This is a genomic window from Providencia sp. PROV272, from assembly GCF_049901975.1.
Lineage (GTDB): Bacteria > Pseudomonadota > Gammaproteobacteria > Enterobacterales > Enterobacteriaceae > Providencia > Providencia stuartii.
Genome location: NZ_CP096291.1, coordinates 631,713 through 655,268, shown reverse-complemented (window position 1 = coordinate 655,268; position 23,556 = coordinate 631,713). Strand labels below are relative to the sequence as shown.

19 protein-coding genes and 1 other annotated feature (1 of these 20 cut by a window edge) are annotated in these 23,556 nt (G+C 43.6%); of the genes, 8 read left to right on the top strand and 11 right to left on the bottom strand.

What is annotated here, in order from left to right; translation table 11 throughout:
• Both ileS and ribF read right to left on the bottom strand, forming a co-directional pair.
• A complete protein-coding gene (gene ileS / locus M1E93_RS02845) occupies window positions 1–2,811 on the bottom strand; it encodes an isoleucine--tRNA ligase (protein ID WP_004926779.1) in 2,811 nt (936 codons plus the stop codon).
• 27 nt (window positions 2,812–2,838) lie between these two features.
• Window positions 2,839–3,777 (bottom strand): bifunctional riboflavin kinase/FAD synthetase, encoded by a 939-nt coding sequence (ribF, locus tag M1E93_RS02840; RefSeq protein WP_004926774.1) that lies wholly within the window; start codon window positions 3,775–3,777, stop codon window positions 2,839–2,841.
• A gap of 601 nt (window positions 3,778–4,378) precedes the next feature.
• Between ribF and rpsT the strand changes: the two genes are divergently transcribed.
• Entirely contained in the window at window positions 4,379–4,639 is a 261-nt protein-coding gene (gene rpsT, locus M1E93_RS02835; protein WP_014656814.1) for a 30S ribosomal protein S20, read from the top strand.
• Between the two features lie 52 nt (window positions 4,640–4,691).
• Here rpsT and nhaR read toward each other — a convergent pair whose 3' ends face one another.
• Entirely contained in the window at window positions 4,692–5,615 is a 924-nt protein-coding gene (gene nhaR / locus M1E93_RS02830) for a transcriptional activator NhaR (protein ID WP_014656815.1), read from the bottom strand.
• Between the two features lie 183 nt (window positions 5,616–5,798).
• Window positions 5,799–6,971: a Na+/H+ antiporter NhaA gene (nhaA, locus tag M1E93_RS02825; RefSeq protein WP_171830914.1), complete on the bottom strand. Its 1,173-nt coding sequence runs from the start codon at window positions 6,969–6,971 to the stop codon at window positions 5,799–5,801.
• A 391-nt stretch (window positions 6,972–7,362) separates the two neighbouring features.
• On the opposite strand from nhaA, the gene M1E93_RS02820 reads away from it, so the two are divergent.
• Window positions 7,363–8,211, top strand: coding sequence for an EamA family transporter (locus M1E93_RS02820; RefSeq protein ID WP_104873003.1), 849 nt, complete (start codon window positions 7,363–7,365; stop codon window positions 8,209–8,211).
• A 59-nt stretch (window positions 8,212–8,270) separates the two neighbouring features.
• Here M1E93_RS02820 and dnaJ read toward each other — a convergent pair whose 3' ends face one another.
• Both dnaJ and dnaK read right to left on the bottom strand, forming a co-directional pair.
• On the bottom strand, window positions 8,271–9,407 hold the full coding sequence (gene dnaJ, locus M1E93_RS02815) for a molecular chaperone DnaJ (protein ID WP_004926754.1): 1,137 nt from the start codon (window positions 9,405–9,407) through the stop codon (window positions 8,271–8,273).
• Window positions 9,408–9,517: 110 nt separating this feature from the next.
• The gene (gene dnaK / locus M1E93_RS02810) at window positions 9,518–11,437 is read right to left on the bottom strand and encodes a molecular chaperone DnaK (protein WP_104873004.1); all 1,920 of its coding nucleotides are present in this window, start codon (window positions 11,435–11,437) and stop codon (window positions 9,518–9,520) included.
• A gap of 334 nt (window positions 11,438–11,771) precedes the next feature.
• Here dnaK and satP point away from each other — a divergent pair, with 334 nt between their 5' ends.
• Window positions 11,772–12,338 (top strand): acetate uptake transporter, encoded by a 567-nt coding sequence (satP, locus tag M1E93_RS02805; RefSeq protein WP_104873005.1) that lies wholly within the window; start codon window positions 11,772–11,774, stop codon window positions 12,336–12,338.
• Between the two features lie 55 nt (window positions 12,339–12,393).
• On the opposite strand, the gene mog is transcribed toward satP, so the two are convergent.
• Window positions 12,394–12,972 carry a molybdopterin adenylyltransferase gene (mog, locus tag M1E93_RS02800; protein ID WP_004926746.1) on the bottom strand — a complete coding sequence of 193 codons (579 nt, stop codon included), beginning with the start codon at window positions 12,970–12,972 and terminating at the stop codon, window positions 12,394–12,396.
• Window positions 12,973–13,281: 309 nt separating this feature from the next.
• Window positions 13,282–14,235, bottom strand: a complete 954-nt coding sequence (gene tal, locus M1E93_RS02795) for a transaldolase (RefSeq protein WP_014656817.1) — start codon at window positions 14,233–14,235, stop codon at window positions 13,282–13,284.
• 287 nt (window positions 14,236–14,522) lie between these two features.
• On the opposite strand from tal, the gene M1E93_RS02790 reads away from it, so the two are divergent.
• From M1E93_RS02790 to M1E93_RS02770, 5 genes are all read left to right on the top strand, one after another.
• Complete coding sequence (locus M1E93_RS02790) at window positions 14,523–15,470, top strand: IS30 family transposase (protein WP_140035165.1); 948 nt, start codon at window positions 14,523–14,525, stop codon at window positions 15,468–15,470.
• Window positions 15,471–15,600: 130 nt separating this feature from the next.
• Entirely contained in the window at window positions 15,601–16,377 is a 777-nt protein-coding gene (gene yaaA / locus M1E93_RS02785) for a peroxide stress protein YaaA (protein WP_104873006.1), read from the top strand.
• Between the two features lie 191 nt (window positions 16,378–16,568).
• Window positions 16,569–17,564 carry an aldo/keto reductase gene (locus M1E93_RS02780; protein WP_004926737.1) on the top strand — a complete coding sequence of 332 codons (996 nt, stop codon included), beginning with the start codon at window positions 16,569–16,571 and terminating at the stop codon, window positions 17,562–17,564.
• 306 nt (window positions 17,565–17,870) lie between these two features.
• Window positions 17,871–18,089, top strand: coding sequence for a hypothetical protein (locus M1E93_RS02775; RefSeq protein ID WP_004926727.1), 219 nt, complete (start codon window positions 17,871–17,873; stop codon window positions 18,087–18,089).
• Window positions 18,090–18,150: 61 nt separating this feature from the next.
• Window positions 18,151–18,708 (top strand): hypothetical protein, encoded by a 558-nt coding sequence (locus tag M1E93_RS02770; protein ID WP_004926724.1) that lies wholly within the window; start codon window positions 18,151–18,153, stop codon window positions 18,706–18,708.
• Between the two features lie 122 nt (window positions 18,709–18,830).
• On the opposite strand, the gene thrC is transcribed toward M1E93_RS02770, so the two are convergent.
• Genes thrC through thrA form a run of 3 tightly spaced genes read right to left on the bottom strand, consistent with a single transcriptional unit; the run spans window position 18,831 to window position 23,519 of the window.
• Window positions 18,831–20,123 carry a threonine synthase gene (gene thrC / locus M1E93_RS02765; RefSeq protein WP_169342129.1) on the bottom strand — a complete coding sequence of 431 codons (1,293 nt, stop codon included), beginning with the start codon at window positions 20,121–20,123 and terminating at the stop codon, window positions 18,831–18,833.
• A gap of 3 nt (window positions 20,124–20,126) precedes the next feature.
• Complete coding sequence (gene thrB / locus M1E93_RS02760) at window positions 20,127–21,056, bottom strand: homoserine kinase (RefSeq protein ID WP_004926720.1); 930 nt, start codon at window positions 21,054–21,056, stop codon at window positions 20,127–20,129.
• Between the two features lie 3 nt (window positions 21,057–21,059).
• On the bottom strand, window positions 21,060–23,519 hold the full coding sequence (thrA, locus tag M1E93_RS02755; RefSeq protein WP_014656818.1) for a bifunctional aspartate kinase/homoserine dehydrogenase I: 2,460 nt from the start codon (window positions 23,517–23,519) through the stop codon (window positions 21,060–21,062).
• Window positions 23,520–23,543: 24 nt separating this feature from the next.
• Window positions 23,544–23,556 (bottom strand) — a sequence feature (Thr leader region); it runs 109 nt beyond the window's last position.

The following is a 23,556-nucleotide window of genomic DNA, read 5'->3' as shown; positions in this document are numbered from 1 at the left end:
TTATGCAAACTTACGTATTTCACCGTTTCCGGCTACGTTAGTGACACAGCGACCACACAATTCAGGGTGATCAGCAACGGAACCTACATCATTAGCATAGTGCCAGCAGCGAGGACATTTCTCACCAGCAGCCTTGCTAAAGCCAATTTTCAAGCCACTTAGCTCTGATTGTTGTGCATTCGCTGGTGCCTCAGCAATATCAGCAACTCGTACTTGAGAGGTCAACAACACAAAACGGAGCTCATCCGCTAAGCTATTGAGCTTCTCTGCAAGCGCTTTATCCGCATACAAGGTGACAGAGGCCTCTAATGAGCCACCGATATGTTTATCTGCACGTGCTTGCTCAAGAACTTTGTTAACTTCACCACGAACAGCAAGTAGCTCAGCCCAGAAATCATCATTCATGCTTTCTGTTTCTGCCAAACCAAATAATGCGTCATACCACTCTTCGGTTAATACAAACTTAGCACGCTCACCTGGCAGCTCGTTCCAAATTTCATCCGCAGTGAACGACAGTATTGGTGCAATCCAACGAACCAAGGCTTCCGCAATATGGAATAACGCTGTTTGGCAGCTACGACGAGCAAGGCTATCACTCTTCGCGGTATACTGGCGATCTTTAATGATATCCAGATAGAATGAGCCCATTTCGATAGAGCAGAAATGCATAAGGCGCTGAATGACTGACAAGAAGTCATATTCATCATAGGCTTTAGTGATCTCTTTTTGAGCCTCAAGTGCACGCCCTACTGCCCATCTATCTAACACCACCATCTCTTCAGGTTTAACCATATCAGTTTCAGGGTTAAAGCCGTTCAGGTTAGCCAGTAAGAAACGTGCAGTGTTACGAATACGGCGATAAGAGTCTGCCGCACGTTTTAAGATCTCATCCGATACCGCAATTTCACCAGTGTAATCGGTAGATGCCACCCATAGACGTAAAATATCAGCACCCAGTTTGTTCATCACATCCTGTGGGCTAATTGTGTTACCTAAAGATTTAGACATCTTGCGGCCTTGACCATCGACAGTAAAGCCATGAGTCAGTACTTGACGATAAGGTGCTTTGCCTTTCATTGCCGTTGAGAGCATCAATGAAGACATAAACCAACCACGATGTTGGTCTGAACCTTCAAGGTACATATCCGCTGAATTGCCGTGATACTCAGGACGTGCATCCACAACGGCAAAATGTGTCGACCCTGAATCAAACCATACATCCAGTGTGTCTGGCACTTTACGGTAGATTTCAGCTTCATCACCTAATAGCTCAGCAGCATCCAGATCCCACCATGCTTGAATACCATCAACTTCAACACGTTTAGCGACTTCTTCCATCAACTCCAACGTGCGAGGATGTAACTCTTCGGTCTCTTTATGCACAAACAGTGACATTGGTGTTCCCCACGTACGTTGACGCGAGATACACCAGTCAGGGCGGTTTTCAACCATTGATTCGATACGTGCACGACCCCAACCTGGGATCCACTGAACGATATCAATCTCTTTTAGTGATTGCTCACGCAAGCCATTCTTATCCATGCCAATAAACCATTGTGGTGTAGCACGGAAAATGACTGGGGTTTTATGACGCCAACAGCATGGATAGCTATGTGAAATAGCTTGCTTATACAGCAATGCGCCTTTTTCTTTCAGTAACTCAACGATGACATCGTTAGCTTTGAAGATGAACACACCATCCAAGGTTGGATAGGTATTCGCAAGGAAGCAACCATCTGGACCTACTGGGTTTGCAGTTTCTAGGCCATATTTTTGACCGACTACATAGTCTTCTGGACCATGACCTGGGGCGGTATGCACTGCCCCTGTACCGGCATCTAGAGTAACGTGATCCCCTAAAATAGCAGGCACATCAAAGCCCATAAATGGATGCTCGAAGCGCAATAATTCAAGGGCACTGCCTTCACATTCGCTCAGCACTTTCCATGACTCAATGCCCACTGTTTTCATGACATCTTCAACGAGATCAGCCGCAAGGATAACGACTTCGCCATTGGCTTCAACCAACTGGTATTTAAACTCAGGGTTCAGTGAGATAGCACGGTTAGCTGGTAACGTCCAAGGCGTTGTGGTCCAAATGACTAGCGCTGGCGTTTTATCACCCACTACGCCAAATTTTTCGTACACCGCGTTGCTATCTACGGCAGGGAAACGAACGTAGATAGATGGTGACGTTTTGTCATAGTATTCAACTTCTGCTTCAGCAAGTGAAGACCCACAAGCAGTACACCAGTGAACTGGTTTTGCCCCTTTCACTAGGTGACCATTAGCGATAGTTTTCGCCAATGCTCTGATAATGTTTGCTTCTGTTTTGAAGTCCATCGTCAGATACGGCTTATCCCACTCACCCAAAACACCAAGGCGAATAAAGTCAGCTTTTTGGCCTTCAATTTGCTCTTTAGCATATTGACGGCATTGTGCACGGAATTCAGCGGCGGAAACTTTTTCCCCTGGCTTGCCTACTATTTGCTCAACTTTATGTTCAATAGGTAAACCATGGCAATCCCAACCAGGGATGTATGGGGAGTCAAAGCCCGCCAGCCCTTTGGATTTAATAATAATGTCTTTGAGAATTTTGTTGACTGAGTGACCAATATGAATACTGCCGTTAGCATACGGAGGACCATCGTGCAGAATAAATGTTTTTTTGCCCGATTTTGCTTTACGGATAGCATGATACAAACCTTCTTTGTACCAGCGCTCTAACATCTGTGGTTCGCGTTTGGCGAGATCGCCACGCATTGGAAACCCTGTTTCTGGTAGATTCAGGGTATTTTTATAGTCACTCATCGATTCTCAGTTCCATTTTCCGCTAAATTATCTGACATTTATTGCCGCTAAGTAATCCCTAGCCGCAATCACATCTTTAGCGATTTGCTCCTTAAGTGCGTCTAATGAAGCAAACCGCTGTTCGTCGCGTAATTTCTTACGCAACACGACATCAATATGACGTCCGTATAAATCCATATTGGCATCAATCAGATGGACTTCTAATTGCTGCCCTTTACCAGATACTGTTGGCCTAGTACCTATATTTGCTACACCAGGCAAAGGCTTATCCCCTAAACCGTAAACTTCTACAGCATACACACCCGTCACAGGTGTGACTAATCGTTTTAATGGCAGGTTTGCCGTTGGAAAACCGATGGTACGCCCAAGTTGGTTTCCATGCACAACACGCCCACTGATACGATATGGGTGGCCTAATAACGTTTCTGCTAATGCCAGATCGTTATCTTGTATTGCTTTGCGAATCGCAGTGCTACTGATACGCAACCCCGAATCACAAAAACTTTCTGTATCCGCGACTTGAAACCCATACTGGCTACCTGCTTGCTGTAGGAAAGCAAAATCGCCCATACGATTCTTACCAAAACGAAAATCATCGCCTATGGCGAGGTATTTTACGCCCAATTTTTTTACCAGTAGTTCAGCGACAAACTCATCTGGCGTTAAAGAGGCAAAATGTTGGTTAAACTCAACACACAGTAGGTAATCAATCCCACTGTCTGCCAAGTATTTCACTTTGTCTCGCAGACGCGTCAAACGAGCAGGCGCTTTATCACCAATAAAAAACTCAAGGGGTTGTGGTTCAAAAATCATCACGACAGAGGGTAACCCCAACTGTTCACCCTTTTGCTTCAAATTTTGAAGTAAAACCTGATGCCCACGATGGACACCATCAAAATTACCAATAGTCAGCACGCAACCATGATGGCACGCCCGGATATTTTGTATACCGCGAATTAGCTCCATAACAGGCTCAATACCGAGGAAATTGCTGGATTATACCTTGTACGACGCTTAAGGTTAACCCAAGTTCGTAAAAGGTTTCATTCAATCGCCATTTTTTGATCAATACACAAGTTACAGCCCAGTTTTAGCCTGAATAAAACCCCGACTAAGCGGTTTTAACGAAAAAAATTTAGCTGTTGCTGAATATAAAGATCAAAATATAGGGATAACCAATGGATTATCAATACAACAAAATTGCGCTGAGGTCTCGAAAAATCGTAAATTTTTCTGATTTTCGTCCAGACTTATGCAAGCCATTGTTCTCAATGACCAATAAACAAACAATTATTGCGTGATAATTATACTAACTGCTATTATCTTCAACTCAAAAATTTTTTCAGTAAAAAAATTTTTTATTATGTGCCATCAAATACGCTTTTTTTTCGCGTGAAGATCTGTATTCCTCTAGCATTTGCTGGTAGAATCTTGCACCATTCACAAACGCACTTACGTCGATGTACACGACGTTTATTTGCACAAATCCATTGACAAATGAAGGGCGAAAGGGCATATTCCTCGACCTTTGAATTGTCCTCAATAGAATACATTTGGGAGTTGGACCTTGGCTAATATCAAATCAGCTAAGAAACGCGCTATACAATCTGAGAAACGTCGTCAGCACAACGCTAGCCGTCGTTCTATGGTGCGTACTTTTATCAAGAAAGTTTACCTTGCTATCGCTGCTGGCGATAAAGAAGCGGCTCAGAAAGCATTCAATGACATGCAACCTATTGTTGATCGTCACGCCACTAAAGGCCTGATCCACAAAAACAAAGCAGCGCGTCATAAAGCTAACTTAGCAGCTCAAATCAAAGCTATGTAATTTTGCTTCTTGATTAGCTAAAAAAACCGGCTTCTGCCGGTTTTTTTGTCTGTTAAACTTTTTTCTCAAGCTTATCAAATGGCGCTGAGAACAGATTGGAAAAATCTTTGTTACAGACACGCTGAACCGCAGGATGTTGGATCATGCGTTCCGCAAAAATGACAAAATACTCTTCTTTAACGCTATCTAACCGACCGAGTTCGATAACATCCTCCCCTCCCAAAATATCCGCGGCATATAATGAGGGAGCAACAAAGATTGCATTGTGATGCATACCAAAGGCTTTCATTAAAGCAGCATCATCAAATTCACCAAGTACTTCAACTTGCAAATTCTTATTACGGATCCAAGTCAATAAGTGGCGTCCTAACATTGAACGGCGACCTGGGATCAGCAAACGACGCTCTTCTAAACATTCAGGGAATGGCTTTTTAGGTGCAGGGTCGCGGCAAAAGAAACTCACACTGCACTCGCCTAACTTCACAGAAAATAGGCCTTCTTGCTGTGATGAATCGACTGGGCAATCAGATAAAATCATATCAAGTTTGTGTTGGCTCAGTTGCTCAAGCAACATTTCATGAGTCGATTCAAAGCAGCGAAGATGGATCTGCTCATGTTCAACGACCGCCGTTTCTAAAACTCGACTTACTAACTGTTTCGATAAGGCATCAGCAACACCGACATCAAACAACAAATTTGATTCTCGGCTATAATTGACAATATCAAGCATTTCTTGGCTTAACATAAACATTTTGTCAGCGTAGCGAAAAATGAGTTGCCCAAGCTCTGAGGGAACTAAACCGCGCCCTTGGCGCTTAAATAATTTACCGCCTAGCCGCTCTTCTAATGCTTTTATTTGCCCGGTAATGGTTTGAGGGGTTAAATACAACGCTTCAGCTGCCCCAACGACAGACCCTTCTTTACAGACATGCCAAAAATAATAAAGGTGGTTAAAATTAAGGTGTGAAACCCGCATATCGATTCCTTCTGTACCGCCAATAATAATCAATACTGACCATACTATTTTTCACTGCTCCTTTTGCAGGAGTTATATAGATATACCCACAACACAAAAAAGGTGTGTTGCGGGTATATCATAGTCCATTAACTCGGAATTTCTTACTATTTATTTCTGAATTTATTGGAATTCAGACAATCACTATTTTTGTTGAGGTTTCGGTAACACTACCTTTAACAAAAAGTAACCTAAAAAGGCAGCTAATGTTGATCCAAGTAAAATTCCTAGTCTTGAATAGGTACTATAGCTATCATCCAACCCATCAAATGCCAGTCCGGTAATAAAGATAGACATAGTAAAACCGATTCCACATAAAACAGATACTGCGAATACTTGCCTCAAATTAATGGACTCAGGTAATTTTGCAAACCCAAGTTTTACCGAAACCCAACTAAAGAGAAAAATCCCTAAAGGCTTACCAAAAAGTAAACCTGCCGCAATCCCTAAAGGTAATGTACTCATCAATCCATCAAACGTGACGCCGTTTAATTGAACACCTGAGTTGGCAAAAGCAAATATCGGTAAAATCATATAAGCAACCCAAGGGTGTAGCACATGCTCAAGCTCTTCTGACGGTTTTGTATTATTTGTGCCATGCAGTGGTATCAAGAAACCGACAATGACCCCCGCGAGAGTTGCATGCACGCCTGATTTAAGAATACAAACCCAAAGGATCAGCCCGATAACTAAATAAGCTGCGGTATTTTCAACTCGCCGCCAATTCATGATAACCAGTAATGCCACACATAAAGCCGCTAAACCAAGCGCGACTAAAGATAACGAACTGGTATAGAAGAATGCGATAATCACAATGACACCAAGGTCATCAATAATCGCTAGTGCCAATAAAAAGACTTTTAACTCTGTTGGCACTCGCTTACCTAAAAGCGCCATAACCCCTAGGGCGAAGGCGATGTCTGTTGCTGCGGGTATTGCCCAACCTTGGCGTGTAATATCATCAGCGCCATTAAACAGCAAATAAATGAGTGCAGGTGCTAACATCCCACCTAGCGCTGCAACAGCAGGAAAAATAGCTTTATCTTTCCCTGCAAGCGACCCCTCAAGCAGTTCTCGTTTAACCTCAAGACCGACGACAAGAAAGAAAATCGCCATCAAAAAATCATTAATCCATAGAATTAATGGCTTATCGAGCTCTAGTGATGAGATCTTAACGGAGATAGGTATATCTAAAAACTGCTGGTATAGTCCCTGAGCTGGCGAATTCGCCATAATTAATGCGACTATGGCAGCAATAATTAGGAGTAGCCCTCCCGCTGCTTCTAACCTTAAAAATTTACGGATGATTGCTGTCATATATTTAACCCCAAAATAAACAGAGTGTTAATATTATGCTAATCATTAGTTCGTAAAAAGTCGTTTATTTATCAGTAATGATTCGATATTCTCGAGCAATATGAGAAATTACTCACTCTTTTTGTTTAATTACTGTTAAATTTAAATATAGACAAATTTATTTGAATCCATATTTTTCTTTTTACGCAGTCGCAGTACACATCCCGTTTTTTAAGATAATATGCTTAACAGATCAACCACTAGCCACTTTTTTAGAGTAAACGCTCTTTTTCGTGCCGGCTCACAAAATAAAGCTTCACCATCCAGTGAGTGACAATCAACCTCGTAAGCCCTTCACAAAAAAGCCTCATTACGTAATACTGAATGACAACCTATTTCACCTATTCGTATTATGACAACCTATGTTTTGCTCGCTGTATTATTTGCAGCATTTTGTCACGCCAGTTGGAACGCCATCGTAAAATTCGGTAATGACCGTTTTTTCGGTTTAGTCATGATCTCATTATTTTCTGCGGTGTTAGCAATACCGGCACTGTTTGTGTTGGGGTTGCCTTCCGTTCATGCCATACCTTGGTTAGCCTTATCACTCCTTTTTCATCTTGGCTATGCCTATTTTTTAAGCCAAGCCTATACACATGGTGATTTAGGGCAGATATATCCCATTTCTCGAGGTTCTGCACCGCTTATTACTGCCTTGCTCAGTTTGCTAATCTTCCATGAAATGATCTCTTTAATTGGGCTACTTGGGCTCCTATTCATTATGAGTGGGGTGATTATTATTGCGTTTGCCGGAAGAAAGCTGACGCTCAATATCACAGGAAAAGCACTCTGTTACGCACTGTGCACTGCTTTTTTTACCGCCTGCTATACCTTATCCGATGGGCAAGGCTCTCGGGCTAGCGAAGATCCTATCGTGTATACGTTATGGCTATTTTTGCTTAACGGCATAGTACTTACTCTCTCGGGCGCTTTGAAATATCAAAAAACCCTGTTTCAAGGTATCAAACAGTATTGGCGCTCTGGTTTAATTGGTGGATTAATGCAGTTAGTGAGTTATGGCATTGCTATCTGGGCAATGAGCCAAGCCCCCATCGTTTTGGTTGCTGCGGTAAGAGAAACCAGCGTACTTTTCGCGATGTTTTTATCTATCGTTTTCTTAAAAGAGAGGTTCAACTTCATGCGCGTTACTGCTTGTGTGATTATTTTAGCTGGTGTGTTACTCGCGAAGCTGAGCCATTAATACAAAGAAAGGCACTAATCTCAAAAAAAAGCCCGCAACTAAGCGGGCCATTTAATTTATTATTTGTTAGTTAGGTCATCAAAGAATTTCTTCACGCCGTCTAAAAAGCTTTTTGAGCGTGGGCTATTCTTTTCGCCACTCGTACCACCGAGTGATTCTCCAAACTCTTTGAGTAGCTCTTTTTGCTTCTCATTCAATTTAACTGGTGTTTCAACGACAATATGGCACATGAGATCACCCTGCATACCACCACGGACAGATTTCACGCCTTTGCCTTTCATGCGGAAAATTTTACCGGTTTGGGTCTCTGCTGGGATTTTCAGTTTGACGCGACCATCAAGGGTCGGGACTTCTATTTCACCACCTAATGCCGCAACCGCAAAGTTAATCGGAACTTCGCAATGTAAGTTGTTGCCATCACGTTCAAAAATACTGTGTGGTAACACACGAACTTGAACAAACAGATCCCCTGCTGGTGCCCCATTTTCCCCAGCTTCACCTTCACCGGATAAACGAACACGGTCGCCAGTATCTACCCCTGCTGGGATTTTCACTGATAGGGTCTTATAGCGTTCAACGCGGCCATGACCATGACACTTGTTGCATGGATCTTTAATAATTTTGCCTCGGCCATGACACGTTGGACAAGGTTGCTGTACAGAGAAGAAGCCCTGACGCATGTGTACCTGACCCATACCATGACATGTTGGGCAAGTATCTACGCTGGTTCCCGGTTTAGCACCATTACCATGGCAGACATCACAGGTTTCCAAAGCTGGGATACGGATCTCTTTGGTCACTCCACGGACAGCCTCTTCAAGGGTCAGCTCCATGTTGTACTGTAAATCAGAACCACGGCTTGGGCGCTGCTGTCTGCGGCCGCCTCCAAAAATATCACCGAAGACGTCACCAAAGATATCGCTAAAATCAGCACCGCCGCCAAAACCGCCGCCGCCCATGCCACCTTGCTCAAAGGCAGCATGGCCATACTGGTCGTAAGCTGCGCGCTTCTGCTCATCGGACAGGACTTCGTAAGCTTCTTTTATCTCTTTAAATTGAGCTTCTGCTTCATCTTTTTTATCCTGATTACGGTCAGGATGATACTTCATTGCTAAACGCTTATATGCGCGTTTGATGTCTTTATCTGAAGCATTTTTTTCGAGGCCTAAGACCTCATAAAAATCTCTTTTCGCCATTTATTTTACCCTTAACATGCCGACACGGGCGTGGAGTTTCCTCGACGCCCGTGTTCGGTATCAGTAACCATTAATAACCATTAGCAAGGTCACTGCGCCCGCTAAGGGCATTATTTTTTGTCTTTATCGTTAACTTCTTCGAACTCAGCATCAACAACATCGTCATCTTTCTTCGCTTCTGCGCCTGCGCCAGCATTTGCTGAGCCAGCTTGAGCTTGTTGTTGTGCAATTTCCAGAAGTTTAGCTGAAGCAGTTACTAAAGCTTGGATCTTCGCTTCGATATCTGCTTTATCTTCGCCTTTGATTGCTACTTCTAGCTCAGATGTTGCTTTTTCGATATTCGCTTTATCTTCTGCTGGCAGTTTATCGCCTGCTTCTTCAATTTGCTTACGCGTACCGTGAATCAGTTGGTCAGCTTGGTTACGAACCTGAACTAACTCTTCAAATTTACGGTCTGCTTCAGCGTTCGCTTCCGCGTCACGTACCATTTTTTCGATTTCCTCGTCGTTCAGACCGGAAGAAGCCTTAATGGTAATGTTTTGCTCACGACCACTGTTTTTATCTTTCGCTGATACATGCAAGATACCATCAGCATCGATATCAAACGTAACTTCGATTTGTGGCATACCACGCGGTGCTGGTTGAATACCATCTAAGTTAAACTGACCCAGTGATTTGTTATCACCGGCACGCTTACGTTCACCTTGCAGAACATGGATTGTTACTGCAGCTTGGTTGTCTTCTGCTGTTGAGAACACTTGGCTATGTTTCGTTGGGATAGTGGTGTTCTTCGGAATTAACGGAGTCATCACGCCACCCATTGTTTCGATACCTAAAGACAGTGGCGTTACGTCAAGTAACAGCACGTCTTTAACATCACCCGCTAACACACCACCTTGAACTGCTGCACCTATTGCAACGGCTTCATCTGGGTTCACGTCTTTACGTGGTTCTTTCCCAAAGAAATCAGCAACTGCTTTTTGTACCAAAGGCATACGGATTTGACCACCAACCAAAATAACATCGTTGATGTCATTTACGCTTAGGCCAGCGTCTTGTAGCGCAACCTTAACAGGCTCCATGGTACGTTTAACTAAATCTTCTACCAGTGACTCTAATTTCGCACGAGTCACTTTGATGTTCATGTGTTTAGGACCTGTTGCATCTGCTGTAATGTACGGCAGGTTAACATCTGTTTGCTGTGCAGAAGAAAGTTCGATTTTCGCTTTCTCAGCCGCTTCTTTCAGACGTTGCATTGCCAGCGGGTCATTACGTAGGTCAACACCTTGGTCTTTTTTGAATTCTTCAACTAAGTAGTTGATCAAACGGTTATCGAAGTCTTCACCACCTAAGTGAGTATCACCATTGGTTGCCAGCACTTCATATGTTTTTTCACCATCAACTTCATCAATTTCGATGATTGATAGGTCAAATGTACCACCACCTAAGTCATAAACTGCGATAGTACGGTTACCCACTTCTTTATCTAAGCCATAAGCCAATGCTGCGGCTGTTGGTTCGTTGATGATACGCTTAACATCAAGACCAGCAATACGGCCAGCATCTTTTGTCGCTTGACGCTGAGCATCGTTAAAGTATGCAGGAACAGTAATAACAGCTTCTGTTACTGGCTCACCCAAGTAATCTTCTGCTGTTTTTTTCATTTTTTTCAGAACTTCAGCCGAAACTTGTGGTGGAGCCATTTTTTGGCCTTTTACATCTAACCAAGCATCGCCGTTATCTGCCGCAATAATTTTGTATGGCATAATAGCCACGTCGCGCTGAACTTCTTCGTCTTGGAAACGACGGCCGATCAGACGTTTGATCGCAAATAATGTATTTTCAGGGTTAGTCACTGCCTGACGTTTTGCTGGCTGACCGACCAAAATTTCACCGTCTTGTGTGTACGCAATGATGGAAGGAGTAGTACGATCACCCTCGCTGTTCTCAAGAACACGAGCAGCTGTGCCATCCATAATTGCAACGCATGAGTTAGTTGTACCCAAGTCGATACCAATAATTTTACCCATCTAAAACGCCTCCAAAGGAATTCTTTTTTGTTCAATTTCATTACCAATCTATATGAGGCTCAATATTTCATTTTCAAGGGAGTTTTTACTCCGAGGCTCAATTTTTTTGCTTTACACAATTATTCGACTGATAACGAGTGATGCTTTAAAGATGGGGTCGTAAATTCATTCATCAAGGGGATGACTTAAAAAAATTTCATATTTTTTGCAAAAAAACCTGTCTTTCGATCATTGTTTCAGCAAAAAAACTGCGTATGATTCGCCGCCAACCTAAACAAGCTGGCAAAAAATTTTATATCTTTTTGAATTTTAATCATTTTTCACCAGAGGTTATATGCAATCCAGCTCTATTGCTAATCCGGGTCCACTTGGTTTATTGGGCTTTGGTATGACTACAATTCTGCTCAATCTCCATAATGCAGGTTTTTTCCCTCTCTCATCAGTGATTTTGAGCATGGGGATTTTTTATGGTGGTATTGCTCAGGTGATAGCCGGACTTATTGAATATAAGAAAGGAAATACGTTTGGCGCAACAGCCTTTAGCTCATACGGGATGTTTTGGTTAACGTTAGTTGGCCTATTATTTTTGCCCACGCTGGGCTTAGCAGAGCCAACCGGACCTGCATTTTTAGGGGTTTACTTACTGATTTGGGGAGTCTTCACCTTCTTTATGTTCCTTGGAACATTAAAAGCCAATTTTGTTTTGCAATTTGTTTTTGGCAGCTTAACCATACTGTTTGCATTGTTAGCCATCGGTAATTTAACAGGCAATAGCACTATTTTAACGATCGCAGGCTTTGAAGGGATTGTTTGTGGCGCAAGTGCATTCTACTTAGCAATGGCTGAAGTGTTGAATGAGCAATATGGCAAAACTGTTTTACCAATAGGGCAGCGCTGTTAATCGTCGTCGTAAGCAAGTCAGGTGAGTGAACCTCACCTGACTTAATAATCATGATTTAAGAGCGGATCGCCGACTTTGGCCTAAATGCCTTCACAACACTCGGATCCGTTTCGACATAAGGCCCATCGAGCAGTTGAATACAGTAAGGCACACTAGCAAAAATCCCAGAGACGATGACATTCCCTTCCGCATCCTTTAACCCTTCCAGTGTTTCTGCAATGGCTTTAGGTTGACCCGGTAAGTTGAGGATTAATGCTTGATTGCGTATCGCCCCCACTTGGCGAGAAAGAATGGCCGTTGGCACAAATTTTAAACTAATTTGACGCATTTGTTCACCAAAACCAGGCATCTCGCGATCGGCAATCGCTAATGTTGCATCTGGCGTGACATCACGACGTGCGGGGCCTGTACCACCAGTTGTCAGTACTAAATGGCAGGCAAACTCATCCACTAGCTCACATAATGTTTGTTCTATCATGATTTGCTCATCAGGGATCAGGCGAGTTTCAATACGAAAAGGTGTTGTCAGCGCTTTCGCAAGCCATGCTTCTAAGGATGGGAGCCCTTTATCTTCATAAATACCACTTGAAGCACGGTCAGAAACTGAAACCAAACCTATGCGCAATTCATCCATACAAACCTCAATAAATAACCAATAAAAAGTGCTCATTGCGGGCAGCCCCCGCAAATCACGCGCATTAATACGTAGGTTATCATATCATGGGAAATATAAGGTTTCAGTGCTAAGTATCGCGATATTGCTTAGTGAAAATACATGAAGGAATGTAGGCTGTTCAGCATTAGCCGCGTCGTCAATGATTTCATTTAGTTAAATAATATTCAGGTTGCTTATCAGGGGCTCTTTTGTATTTGGTACTCACTGATCCAAAATGCAAAAAACCCAGTGAAGACACTGGGTTCTCATAAAAAGTGAAGGCAGAAATTACAGTAGCTCTGCGATCATTTTTTCCAGTTTTTCTTGGTCAATAGCAAATTTGCGGATACCTTCAGCCAGTTTATCTACTGCCATCGGATCTTGGTTATGCTGCCAATAGAACTGAGATTCAGTCAGTTTAGCTTCTGGCTCTTTTGTCTTACCAGAGTCAGTTAATTTACGAACAACTTCGCCTTGCGCTTCAGAGAGTTCTTTTAACAGTGCAGGTGAAATCGTTAGGCGATCACAACCCGCCAGTTCCAAAATCTCACCAACATTGCGGAAACTTGCGCCCATAACGACGGTTTTGTAACCATGGGTTTTGTAGTAGTTATAGATCTCAGTCACAGAAATAACACCTGGATCTTCTTGCGGTGCATACTCTTTTTTATCGGTATTCGCTTTGTACCAGTCAAGAATACGACCAACGAATGGTGAAATCAGATAAACACCTGCTTCCGCACATGCACGAGCTTGTGCAAAAGAGAAAAGTAGGGTTAAGTTACAGTTGATGCCTTCTTTTTCTAATTTCTCAGCTGCACGGATGCCTTGCCAAGTTGAAGCCAATTTAATCAGAATACGGTCATTGCTGATACCCGCTTCGTTGTACAGCTTAATCAGACGACGCGCTTTAGCGATACACGCTTCTTCATCATAAGACAGACGTGCGTCAACTTCCGTTGAAACACGGCCTGGAACCAGTTTTAGAATTTCCAAACCGATGTTGACTGCCAATTTGTCACAAGCATCAACAACCTGCTGTTCACGATGACTGCTTTGTTTACGGGCCCACTCGACCGCTTCGTCAATCAGTTTACGATATTCAGGAATTTGTGCTGCATTTAGAATCAAAGATGGGTTAGTTGTCGCATCTTGTGGTTTATAAAGCTTCATCGCTTCAATATCGCCAGTATCAGCAACAACGGTGGTCAGACTACGTAAGGAGGTTAATTTATCGGTCATTTCTTTAATCTCGTTGTTATAAAGGAATTGAGGCAAACGCCGCACCGTACAATGATAATATCACGCATCCAAGTTGCTGCAAGCGACTAAAACTATTCTATAGCAACTAATTGATATGCAATCGTTTTCGCAATTTAAATTAAAACTGAATCCTTTTAGCTTCGAATAAGCATAATCACAGTACGCGAATTCAGATAATAAGTGCAACGCTCGGTCATGTTAGATGGAAGGACGGTTAGCTACTGATAAGCTATCCTGCTCTTCCGACCAAAGATGAGCGAGTAAGTATGAAGTATCAGCAACTAACCGAAGGACAACGATACCAGATATCGATACTGCGTGAGGATAATTTATCCTGCCATGAGATAGGTATCCGTATCGGTGTAAGCAAGTCCACGGTCTCCCGTGAACTGAGGCGTAACACTTCAGATACTGGTTATAACCCACAACAGGCACACCAGAAGTGCTGTGATAGGCGGCTGTCATCTGCCAAAAGGACAATTCCTCAGCAGACCATAGATTTCGTGATATTTGCTCTGGAGTGGAAGTGGAGTCCTGAGCAAATAAGTGCAATTGGCAGCATTATTGGTCTTAGCGTCAGCCATGAATGGATTTACCAGTATATCTATGCGGATAAGCGTAGCGGTGGCGAGTTGTACAGGCATCTTAGGCAGGGCAAACGGCGATATCGTAAGGGCTACGGGCAGAAACGAGGGCGCATCCCTGATGCGGTATCCATTGAGCTACGGCCGTCAGTCGTCGATGACCGTAGCCGTCTGGGGGACTGGGAGGCCGATTTGGTGCAGGGTAAACAGGGCACTGGTGCTATCGTGACACTGGCAGAACGCAAAAGCCGTATTTACCTGACAAAAAAGGTGTTTTCAAAGGATGCGGTGGAAGTCAGTAAGGCCATTATCTCACTGCTGAGTGAGTATCAGGATGTATGTCACACAATAACGTTCGATAACGGTCTAGAGTTTAGTGAGCACAAGGCGATAGCAGAAGCACTGAACGCAGATACGTACTTTGCCCATCCGTATGCCTCGCATGAGCGTGGGCTGAACGAGAATACGAATGGGTTGTTAAGACAGTTTATCCCGAAAGGAACAGACCTGCGGACAGTGACAGAAGAAGACTTACAACGCTATCAGGGAGCGTTGAACAGCAGGCCACGCAAGTGTCTGGGGTTCAGACAACCTTCGGTGGTGTTTGCGGAGCTAAGAAAGGCGGCTTAGCGTTGCACTTCGGACTTGAATCCGCCGTACGACAAAATAGAAAAATTGTTTTTACTTATCTCACCGATTAGCTATTTAATGGCAATTTTTGTTAAAGTGGTCGTCGTCATTTTATTATAGGGATCTTGCTATGCTCATCACAATCTCACCAGCCAAAACATTAGATTATGAAAGCCCGCTCGCAACACACTCTTTCACACAACCTGATTTACTGAATGAGTCACAGCAACTGATTGAGGTTTGCCGCAAACTATCTCCAGCAGACATCTCAAGCTTAATGAAAATTAGCGATAAACTGGCTGGCCTCAATGCTGCACGTTTTGGTGAGTGGCATGCGGATTTCACGCCTGAAAATGCACGCCAAGCTATTCTTGCATTTAAAGGGGATGTGTATACAGGTATGCAAGCTGAAACATTTTCTGCACAGGACTTTGAGTTTGCCCAGCAGCATTTGCGTATCTTATCAGGGCTATATGGCTTATTACGCCCTCTCGATTTAATGCAGCCTTACCGCCTCGAAATGGGAACGCGCCTAAAAAACCCTCGAGGCAAAGATTTGTATGAATTTTGGGGCAATATCATCACCGACAAGCTCAACAAAGCGCTTGCGGATCAAGGCGATCATGTATTAGTCAACCTTGCCTCAGATGAATATTTTAAAGCCGTTAATAGCCAAAAATTAGATGGTGTCATCATAAAACCGGTCTTCCTTGACGAAAAAAATGGCAAATATAAAGTGATCAGTTTCTATGCTAAAAAAGCACGTGGTTTGATGAGCCGCTTTATTATTCAAAATAAGCTAACCAAAACAGATCAATTGGCTGATTTTAACCTTGAAGGTTACCAATTCGATGAGAGCCAATCCAAAGGAAATGAGCTGGTCTTTACCCGTCCTGAACAACATTAATCCCTTAAATAAGGTGGTCGCTAGTGTGATCACCTAACTCACGACTCGGCAATATTGTCTCTTTTTTATCCTCCATCACATATTTACTAAAAATTTGTATTTTGGTTAAAAATTAGCATTGATTCACCATAGCGAAAATGACATTTGTGTCAGTATCGTTTAGGTCTCTGCCAACTATTTGGAGGTGAAGTATGCCTTATATTGCAAATACTGATCGTTACACGGATATGGAATATCGCCTATGTGGTCGCAGCGGGTTAAGGCTCCCACTAATCTCTTTAGGTCTTTGGCACAATTTTGGTGACAACAAATCCCCGGATAACTGCCGAGCCATGTTAAGGTATGCTTTTGACCATGGGATCACCCACTTTGATCTCGCCAATAATTATGGTCCTCCGCCGGGCGCAGCAGAAAGCCTATTTGGACGAATACTCCAACAAGATTTTTTACCTTACCGAGATGAAATGATCATTTCATCAAAAGCTGGCTTTACCATGTGGGATGGCCCTTATGGTGATTGGGGCAGTAAAAAATATTTAATTGCCAGCCTTAATCAAAGCCTAAAACGCATGGGTCTAGATTATGTTGATATTTTTTATCACCATCGCCCAGATCCTGATACTCCTCTTGAGGAAACAATGGGCGCCCTTGATCTGATCGTACGCCAAGGTAAAGCTCTGTATGTTGGGATCTCTAACTATCCTGCCGAGCTTGCAAAAGAAGCGATTGAGATCCTTAACCAATTAGGTACGCCTTGCCTAATCCATCAACCTAGATATTCCATGTTAGTCCGTGATCCAGAAGATGAATTACTTGATGTGCTTGAAGATGAAGGCGTCGGCTCCATAGCTTATTCGCCGCTTGCAGGTGGCATACTTACCGACCGTTACTTAAACGGTATTCCTGCCGATTCAAGGGCGGCAAGCAACCCTTCTCTTCCCCCAGAAAGGCTAACCTCCGCGGTACTCGCTCGGGTGAAAAAACTGAATGAACTTGCTTTGCAAAGAGGCCAAAAATTGAGCCAAATGTCCCTAGCCTGGGTATTACGCCATGATAGGATCACCTCTGTGCTCATTGGTGCAAGTCGAGTTAGCCAAATTGATGACGCTCTCGGTATGATGGCAAACCGCGAATTTACACCTGAAGAGCTAAAAACCATTGAACTTATCTTAGAAGACGCCATTTAGCGCTTATCCGCTGCTCCTTTGTATTCCGAGTATGAAGTGGCAGCGCCATACCAACTTCCCCTCAACACAAAAACAGTGATTAACTGTCTCGTGGCTTCTTTTTTGCTGATCGCAGGTCAATAAATTAATTTAATATTATTTAAAGGAATATATTAAGTTAATTCACCGTTTAAATAAATAATCTCTTATAAATCAGGATATTTTAAATACAACACATTCTAAAAGCCCACTTTTATTGATAAATAAAAATGAACAAATAAACTGAAATAGCAGTTTGTTTAATTCATTTAACCAAGAGAATATTATATGAAAATAAAACATATCCTTATCGCTTCTCTGTTTACCCCTGCATTATCTTTCGCTTCTCTTCCTCAATATCAACTCCTTGATATGCTAATGGATCCGACCTCAGTATCGGGCCAATACTTTGGCAATGGTGGTAACGGTGGTCATGGCGGAAACGGGGGTAACGGCGGCAATGGTGGTAACGGTGGCAATGGCGGCAACGGTGGTAATGGTCGGTAATTAACTCGTAATCTTATATGATTATTCCCCCCTTCTAAATGGAGGGGGGTCGGAGGAAACTATGCAACGAAAATGGCTTCTCACTATCAGCACGCTATTTTTCTTAACTCCCGCAATATCAAGCCATTCACTCAGTTACAACAATCCACTACACAGCACAACGCCACCACATGCGATTTCGAGTGAGCACAATATCTTTTATGTGAATCATGGTGGAAATGGAGGTAATGGTGCCAACGGCGGTAATGGGGGCAATGGACTCAATAATGGTAATGGAGGAGATGGGGGCCATGCACAGCCCGGCAGTAACGGTAATGGTGGTAATGGCGGTAGTGGCGGAATCAATGGCGGGAACGGGGGCCGAGGCGGTAATGGTGACGGCTACGGTAACGGAGGTAATGGCGGTAATGGTACAGGAAATGGTCACGGCGGAAACGGGGGGAATGGGGGTCATGGTGGCAACGGTGGTAACGGCGGTCATGGTTCAGGAAGTGGCAATGGCGGAAACGGTGGAGATGCAGGCCCAGAAGGAGGAAAAGGGGGTAAAGGAGGTCTTGGTGGACCAAATGGTGGCAGAAACGGCCTAGATGGTGCAAGTTCAAATCGCTCTACGCACTAGTCCTCTACTATACCGACTTTCGTGATCTCATCGTGTCATCAATATTTGAATCAATGAACTATTATCATTACGATAAATAGAAACGGAAGCATATCGCTTCCGTTTCATGGATCCAGAAATCGCTATTTAGGTGCACGTTCCATTAAGAAAGCCCTTAGCTTCGCAAAATCCGACGGCAAAAAGTGTGATAGCAGAGGTAGCTCAGCACGCTCAGCTAAAGCTTCTGGTAGAGGAAGTTGTTTATTCAAAATCGCCTCTACACTCTCTTTAAACTTAGCAGGATGCGCCGTTCCTAAGAACAAACCATACTCACCATCTTGTAATTGATCGCGTAAAACACGGTAAGCGACAGCTGCGTGCGGCTCAGATACATACCCTTTTTTATCTAACTCACGCACCGTTTCTTTAGTCACCTCATCGGTCACCGCTCCATAACCAAGCTCTTTCAGAGACCACCCTTTACGACGGAATAGCTCCTCAATACGCGGCCAGTTATTAGGTTGGCTCACATCCATCGCATTCGATAAAGTCGCAACGGTTTGATGTGGTTTCCACTCCCCACCTTCAAGGTAACGAGGAACCGTATCATTGACGTTAGTTGCAGCAATAAAGCGTTTAATCGGTAAGCCCAGTGATTTAGCAAGTAAGCCCGCAGTTAAATCACCAAAATTACCACTTGGAACAGAAATAACGAGTTGCTCACGTTTCTCAGCAGGGATTTGAGCAACCGCTTCAAAGTAGTAACAAATTTGTGCTAACAAACGGCTAATGTTGATTGAGTTCGCTGAGTTTAAATGCAATGCTTTTTTCAGCGCCTCATCATCAAAAGATTGTTTGACCAAGGCTTGGCAGGCATCAAAGTCATCTTTGATTGCAACCGTGTGAATGTTTTCACCTAGGGTACAAAAGAGCTTTTCTTGTAGTGGGCTGATCTTACCTTCTGGATAGAGAATAACCACTTGCACATTATTTAAACGGTAAAATGCATGTGCAACCGCCGCCCCTGTATCCCCAGAGGTTGCAGTTAAAATAGTCACAGGCTGGTCACCAGCAACTTGGGCAAGTGCTTGAGCCATAAAACGGCCACCAAAGTCTTTAAAGGCGAGTGTTGGACCATGGTATAGCTCTAGTGTCGCTACATCTTGCTCAACTTGAGTAACAGGAGCAGGGAATGCAAAAGCTTCTTTGACGCGAGCCGCCAGCTCAGCTTCAGGGATCTCATCACCAATAAATGCCGTTAAAATACGGCTACTACGAGTGACAAAATCCAGTTTTAGTAGCTCATCAATTTCAGCAGCGCTAAACTCTGGCAAATCTTGCGGGAAGAATAGACCTTGTTGTTTGCCCAATCCCTGTTTTACTGCCTGTGCGAAGCTCACTTGCTCTCTATTATCTTTCAAGTTATACAGTTTCATTGTTTACCCTATTGTCCTTGCCCCTGTGAGATCCAAACGGCAGATATGCACAAAGCCTTCATCATTTTGAACATAATGTTGTTGTAGATAATCGGCCATTTTTTCAGCGATTTGTTTATCATCACAAATGGCAAATAGTGTCGGCCCAGAACCAGAAATACCACATGCAAGTGCACCAATTTCATAAGCATTCTTACGCGCCTCGGCAAACCCAGGAAGTAGCTGTGTTCGATAAGGTTCAGCTACGACATCTTGGATCATAGTCGCAGCAAGCTTTGGTTGGCCTGTATGGCAAGCATGGATAAAGCCCGATAAATAACGCCCATGATTAACAATATCATGGCGCGGATAACTATTTGGCAAAATAGCTCGCGCTTCCGCGGTAGAAACCTTGATCCCCGGATACGCCATCACCCAATACCAATTCTCGAAAGCGGGAACAGGTTGAGAAATAATTCCGTTTTGCTCAATAATCAGTTGTAAGCCACCAAGGTAACAAGGAGCCACATTATCGTAATGTACACTGCCTGAAATACGCCCTTCTAGCTCCCCCATCATACTTAATAACGTGGTCTCATCAAAAGGCTGACCGGCAAACTCATTCAGTGCCATCAGTGCCGCAACAACAGAACATGCACTGGAGCCAAGCCCTGAACCAATAGGCATGTTTTTTTCGAGAGTCATCGCAACATTAAGCGGTTTACCAAAGCGTTCGCAAAACAGTTCCCAACATTGGTAAACAATATTATGTTCATTTTTTTTCGGTAATTTTGCGACAAAGCGGCCTTTATTCGTCAAAGAAAAGCTCTCAGCCGCTTCAACAGTGACACAATCCCCTAACAGCGTTCCATCTGCTGGCGATACCGCCGCGCCTAATACATCAAACCCGACACTAACATTACCAATTGAAGCGGGCGCATAAACTTTAATCACTTATTAGACTCCCAATTTCCATGATAGAGTACGCAACATATCTGCAAATACGCCGGCTGCGGTAACATCATTACCTGCTCCATAGCCCCTGAGTACTAAAGGAATTGGCTGGTAATAGCGCGTATAGAAAGCCAATGCGTTTTCGCCATTTTTGACCTTGAAGAGCGGATCATTGCCATCAACCGCAACGATTTTCACTTGGCAGCGTCCTTCTTCTATCAATCCGACATAGCGTAACACTTTTTCTTCTGCTTCTGCTGCTTTTATACGCTCTGCAAACGGTTGATCAAGTTGCGGTAAGCGAGCCATAAATTCAGTCACATCGCCACTGCTATCAAACTCCGCAGGTAATACGGGTTCGATTTCAATATCTTCTAGCTCTAATTCATAACCGGCTTCACGCGCGAGGATCAACAGCTTACGTGCGACATCCATGCCTGACAAATCATCGCGAGGATCTGGCTCGGTAAACCCTTTCTCTTTAGCTAGAGCCGTCGCTTCAGATAAAGACATCCCTTCGTCGAGTTTGCCAAAAATAAAGGAGAGTGATCCAGAAAGAATACCGCTAAAGTGAACTAGCTCATCACCCGCATTCAGGAGATTCTGTAAGTTTTCAATCACAGGCAAACCCGCACCAACGTTAGTGTCATAAAGGAACTTACGTTTTGATACTTCACACGCGGAGCGTAATTGGCGGTAATACTCCATTGATAAGGTGTTAGCTTTTTTGTTAGGTGTCACAACGTTAAAGCCGTCTTTTAAGAAACTGACATACTGCTGGGCAATTTCTTGGTTAGAAGTACAATCGATGATCACTGGATTGAGGAAGTGATATTCACGCTCCAATCTGATCAAGCGGCTCAGGCTAAACGGCTCGGTCGCTTGCGCCAACTCTTCTTTCCAATTATCAAGAGAGATGCCTTGCATATTCGTCAACATTGCTCGTGAGTTGGCGATCCCACAAACGCGTAAATCGATATGCTTTTGTTTCAGCCATTGCTGTTGACGATGGATTTGCTCAATCAGTGCGTTTCCTACCCCACCCACACCGATAATGAAGGCTTCAATGACTTGCTCTGCATTGAATAGCATTTGATGGCATAAACGAACCGCCGTGGTTGCTGCTTCATTGGCAATGACTGCCGAAATTGAACGTTCAGACGAACCTTGGGCAATCGCCACGATATTGATATTACCGCGTGTTAATGCCGAGAAGAAACGCGCTGAAATCCCTTTTAGAGTACGCATGCCGTCGCCAACGACCGAAATAATGGCTAACTGCTCCATGACATCAAGAGGGTCTAAGACGCCATCTTTTAATTCTAAATAGAATTCTTCTTCCAAGGCAGCACGTGCACGTACTAATTCCCCTTGAGGCACACAGAAGCTAATGCTGTATTCCGATGATGACTGCGTAATAAGTACAACCGAGATCCCCTTACGTGACATCACAGAGAAGATACGTGCGGCCATACCAACCATTCCTTTCATGCCGGGGCCTGAAACGTTGATCATCGCCATGTTATTCAGGTTGGTGATCCCTTTAACAGGGGTGCTGTCATCTGTTTGTCCATCCCCGATCAATGTACCCGGAGCACTGAGGTTAGTGGTGTTTTTGATAAGGCAAGGAATTTGGAATTGTGCGATTGGTGCTATGGTGCGCGGGTGCAGTACTTTTGCACCAAAGTAGGATAACTCCATCGCCTCTTGATAGGACATCCCTTTTAATAGGCGTGCATCAGGCACTAAACGTGGGTCACAAGTATATACCCCATCCACATCGGTCCAAATTTCGCAGCATTCAGCACGTAAACAAGCCGCTAATACTGCCGCGGAATAATCGGAGCCGTTACGCCCTAATACGACCAATTCGCCTTTATCATTCCCCGCAGTAAAACCCGCCATTAATACAAAGTGGTCTTTAGGGATGTTTAATTCCTTAATACGTTTAGTTGACTCATTAATATCAACAGTGGACTCAAGATAATGACCGACGGCTAATAAATTTTCGACAGGATTAATCACCGTGACTTTGTGCCCGCGTGCTGTTAGCACAGACTCCATAATGGCAATAGAGAGTTTTTCACCACGGCAAATAATTGAGGCGTTAATGCTATCAGGGCATTGGCCTAGAAGAGTAATACCATGCAGTACTTGTTTGATCTGTGCGAATTCTTGTTCAGTGAGTTTTTTCAGTCTATCGTAATCAAAACCGGGTTGTTTTTCTTTTAATCCTTTTAATAAGTTCGCAAAAATCATTTCTGCATCATTCACATGCGTGATGACATCCTGACCTGCAACCGTTTTATCAATCATTGCGACCAAATGGTTAGTGATTTTTGCTGGTGCAGATAGCACCAACGCCACTTGCCCATCGGCCAATTTACTTTCAGCGATGTCAGCAACATTCAGTACTCGTTCGTCATTTGCAACCGAAGTACCGCCAAATTTAAGCACACGCATGGTATTTCTCTCCTGATTTAACACCAAAAAAAAGCCC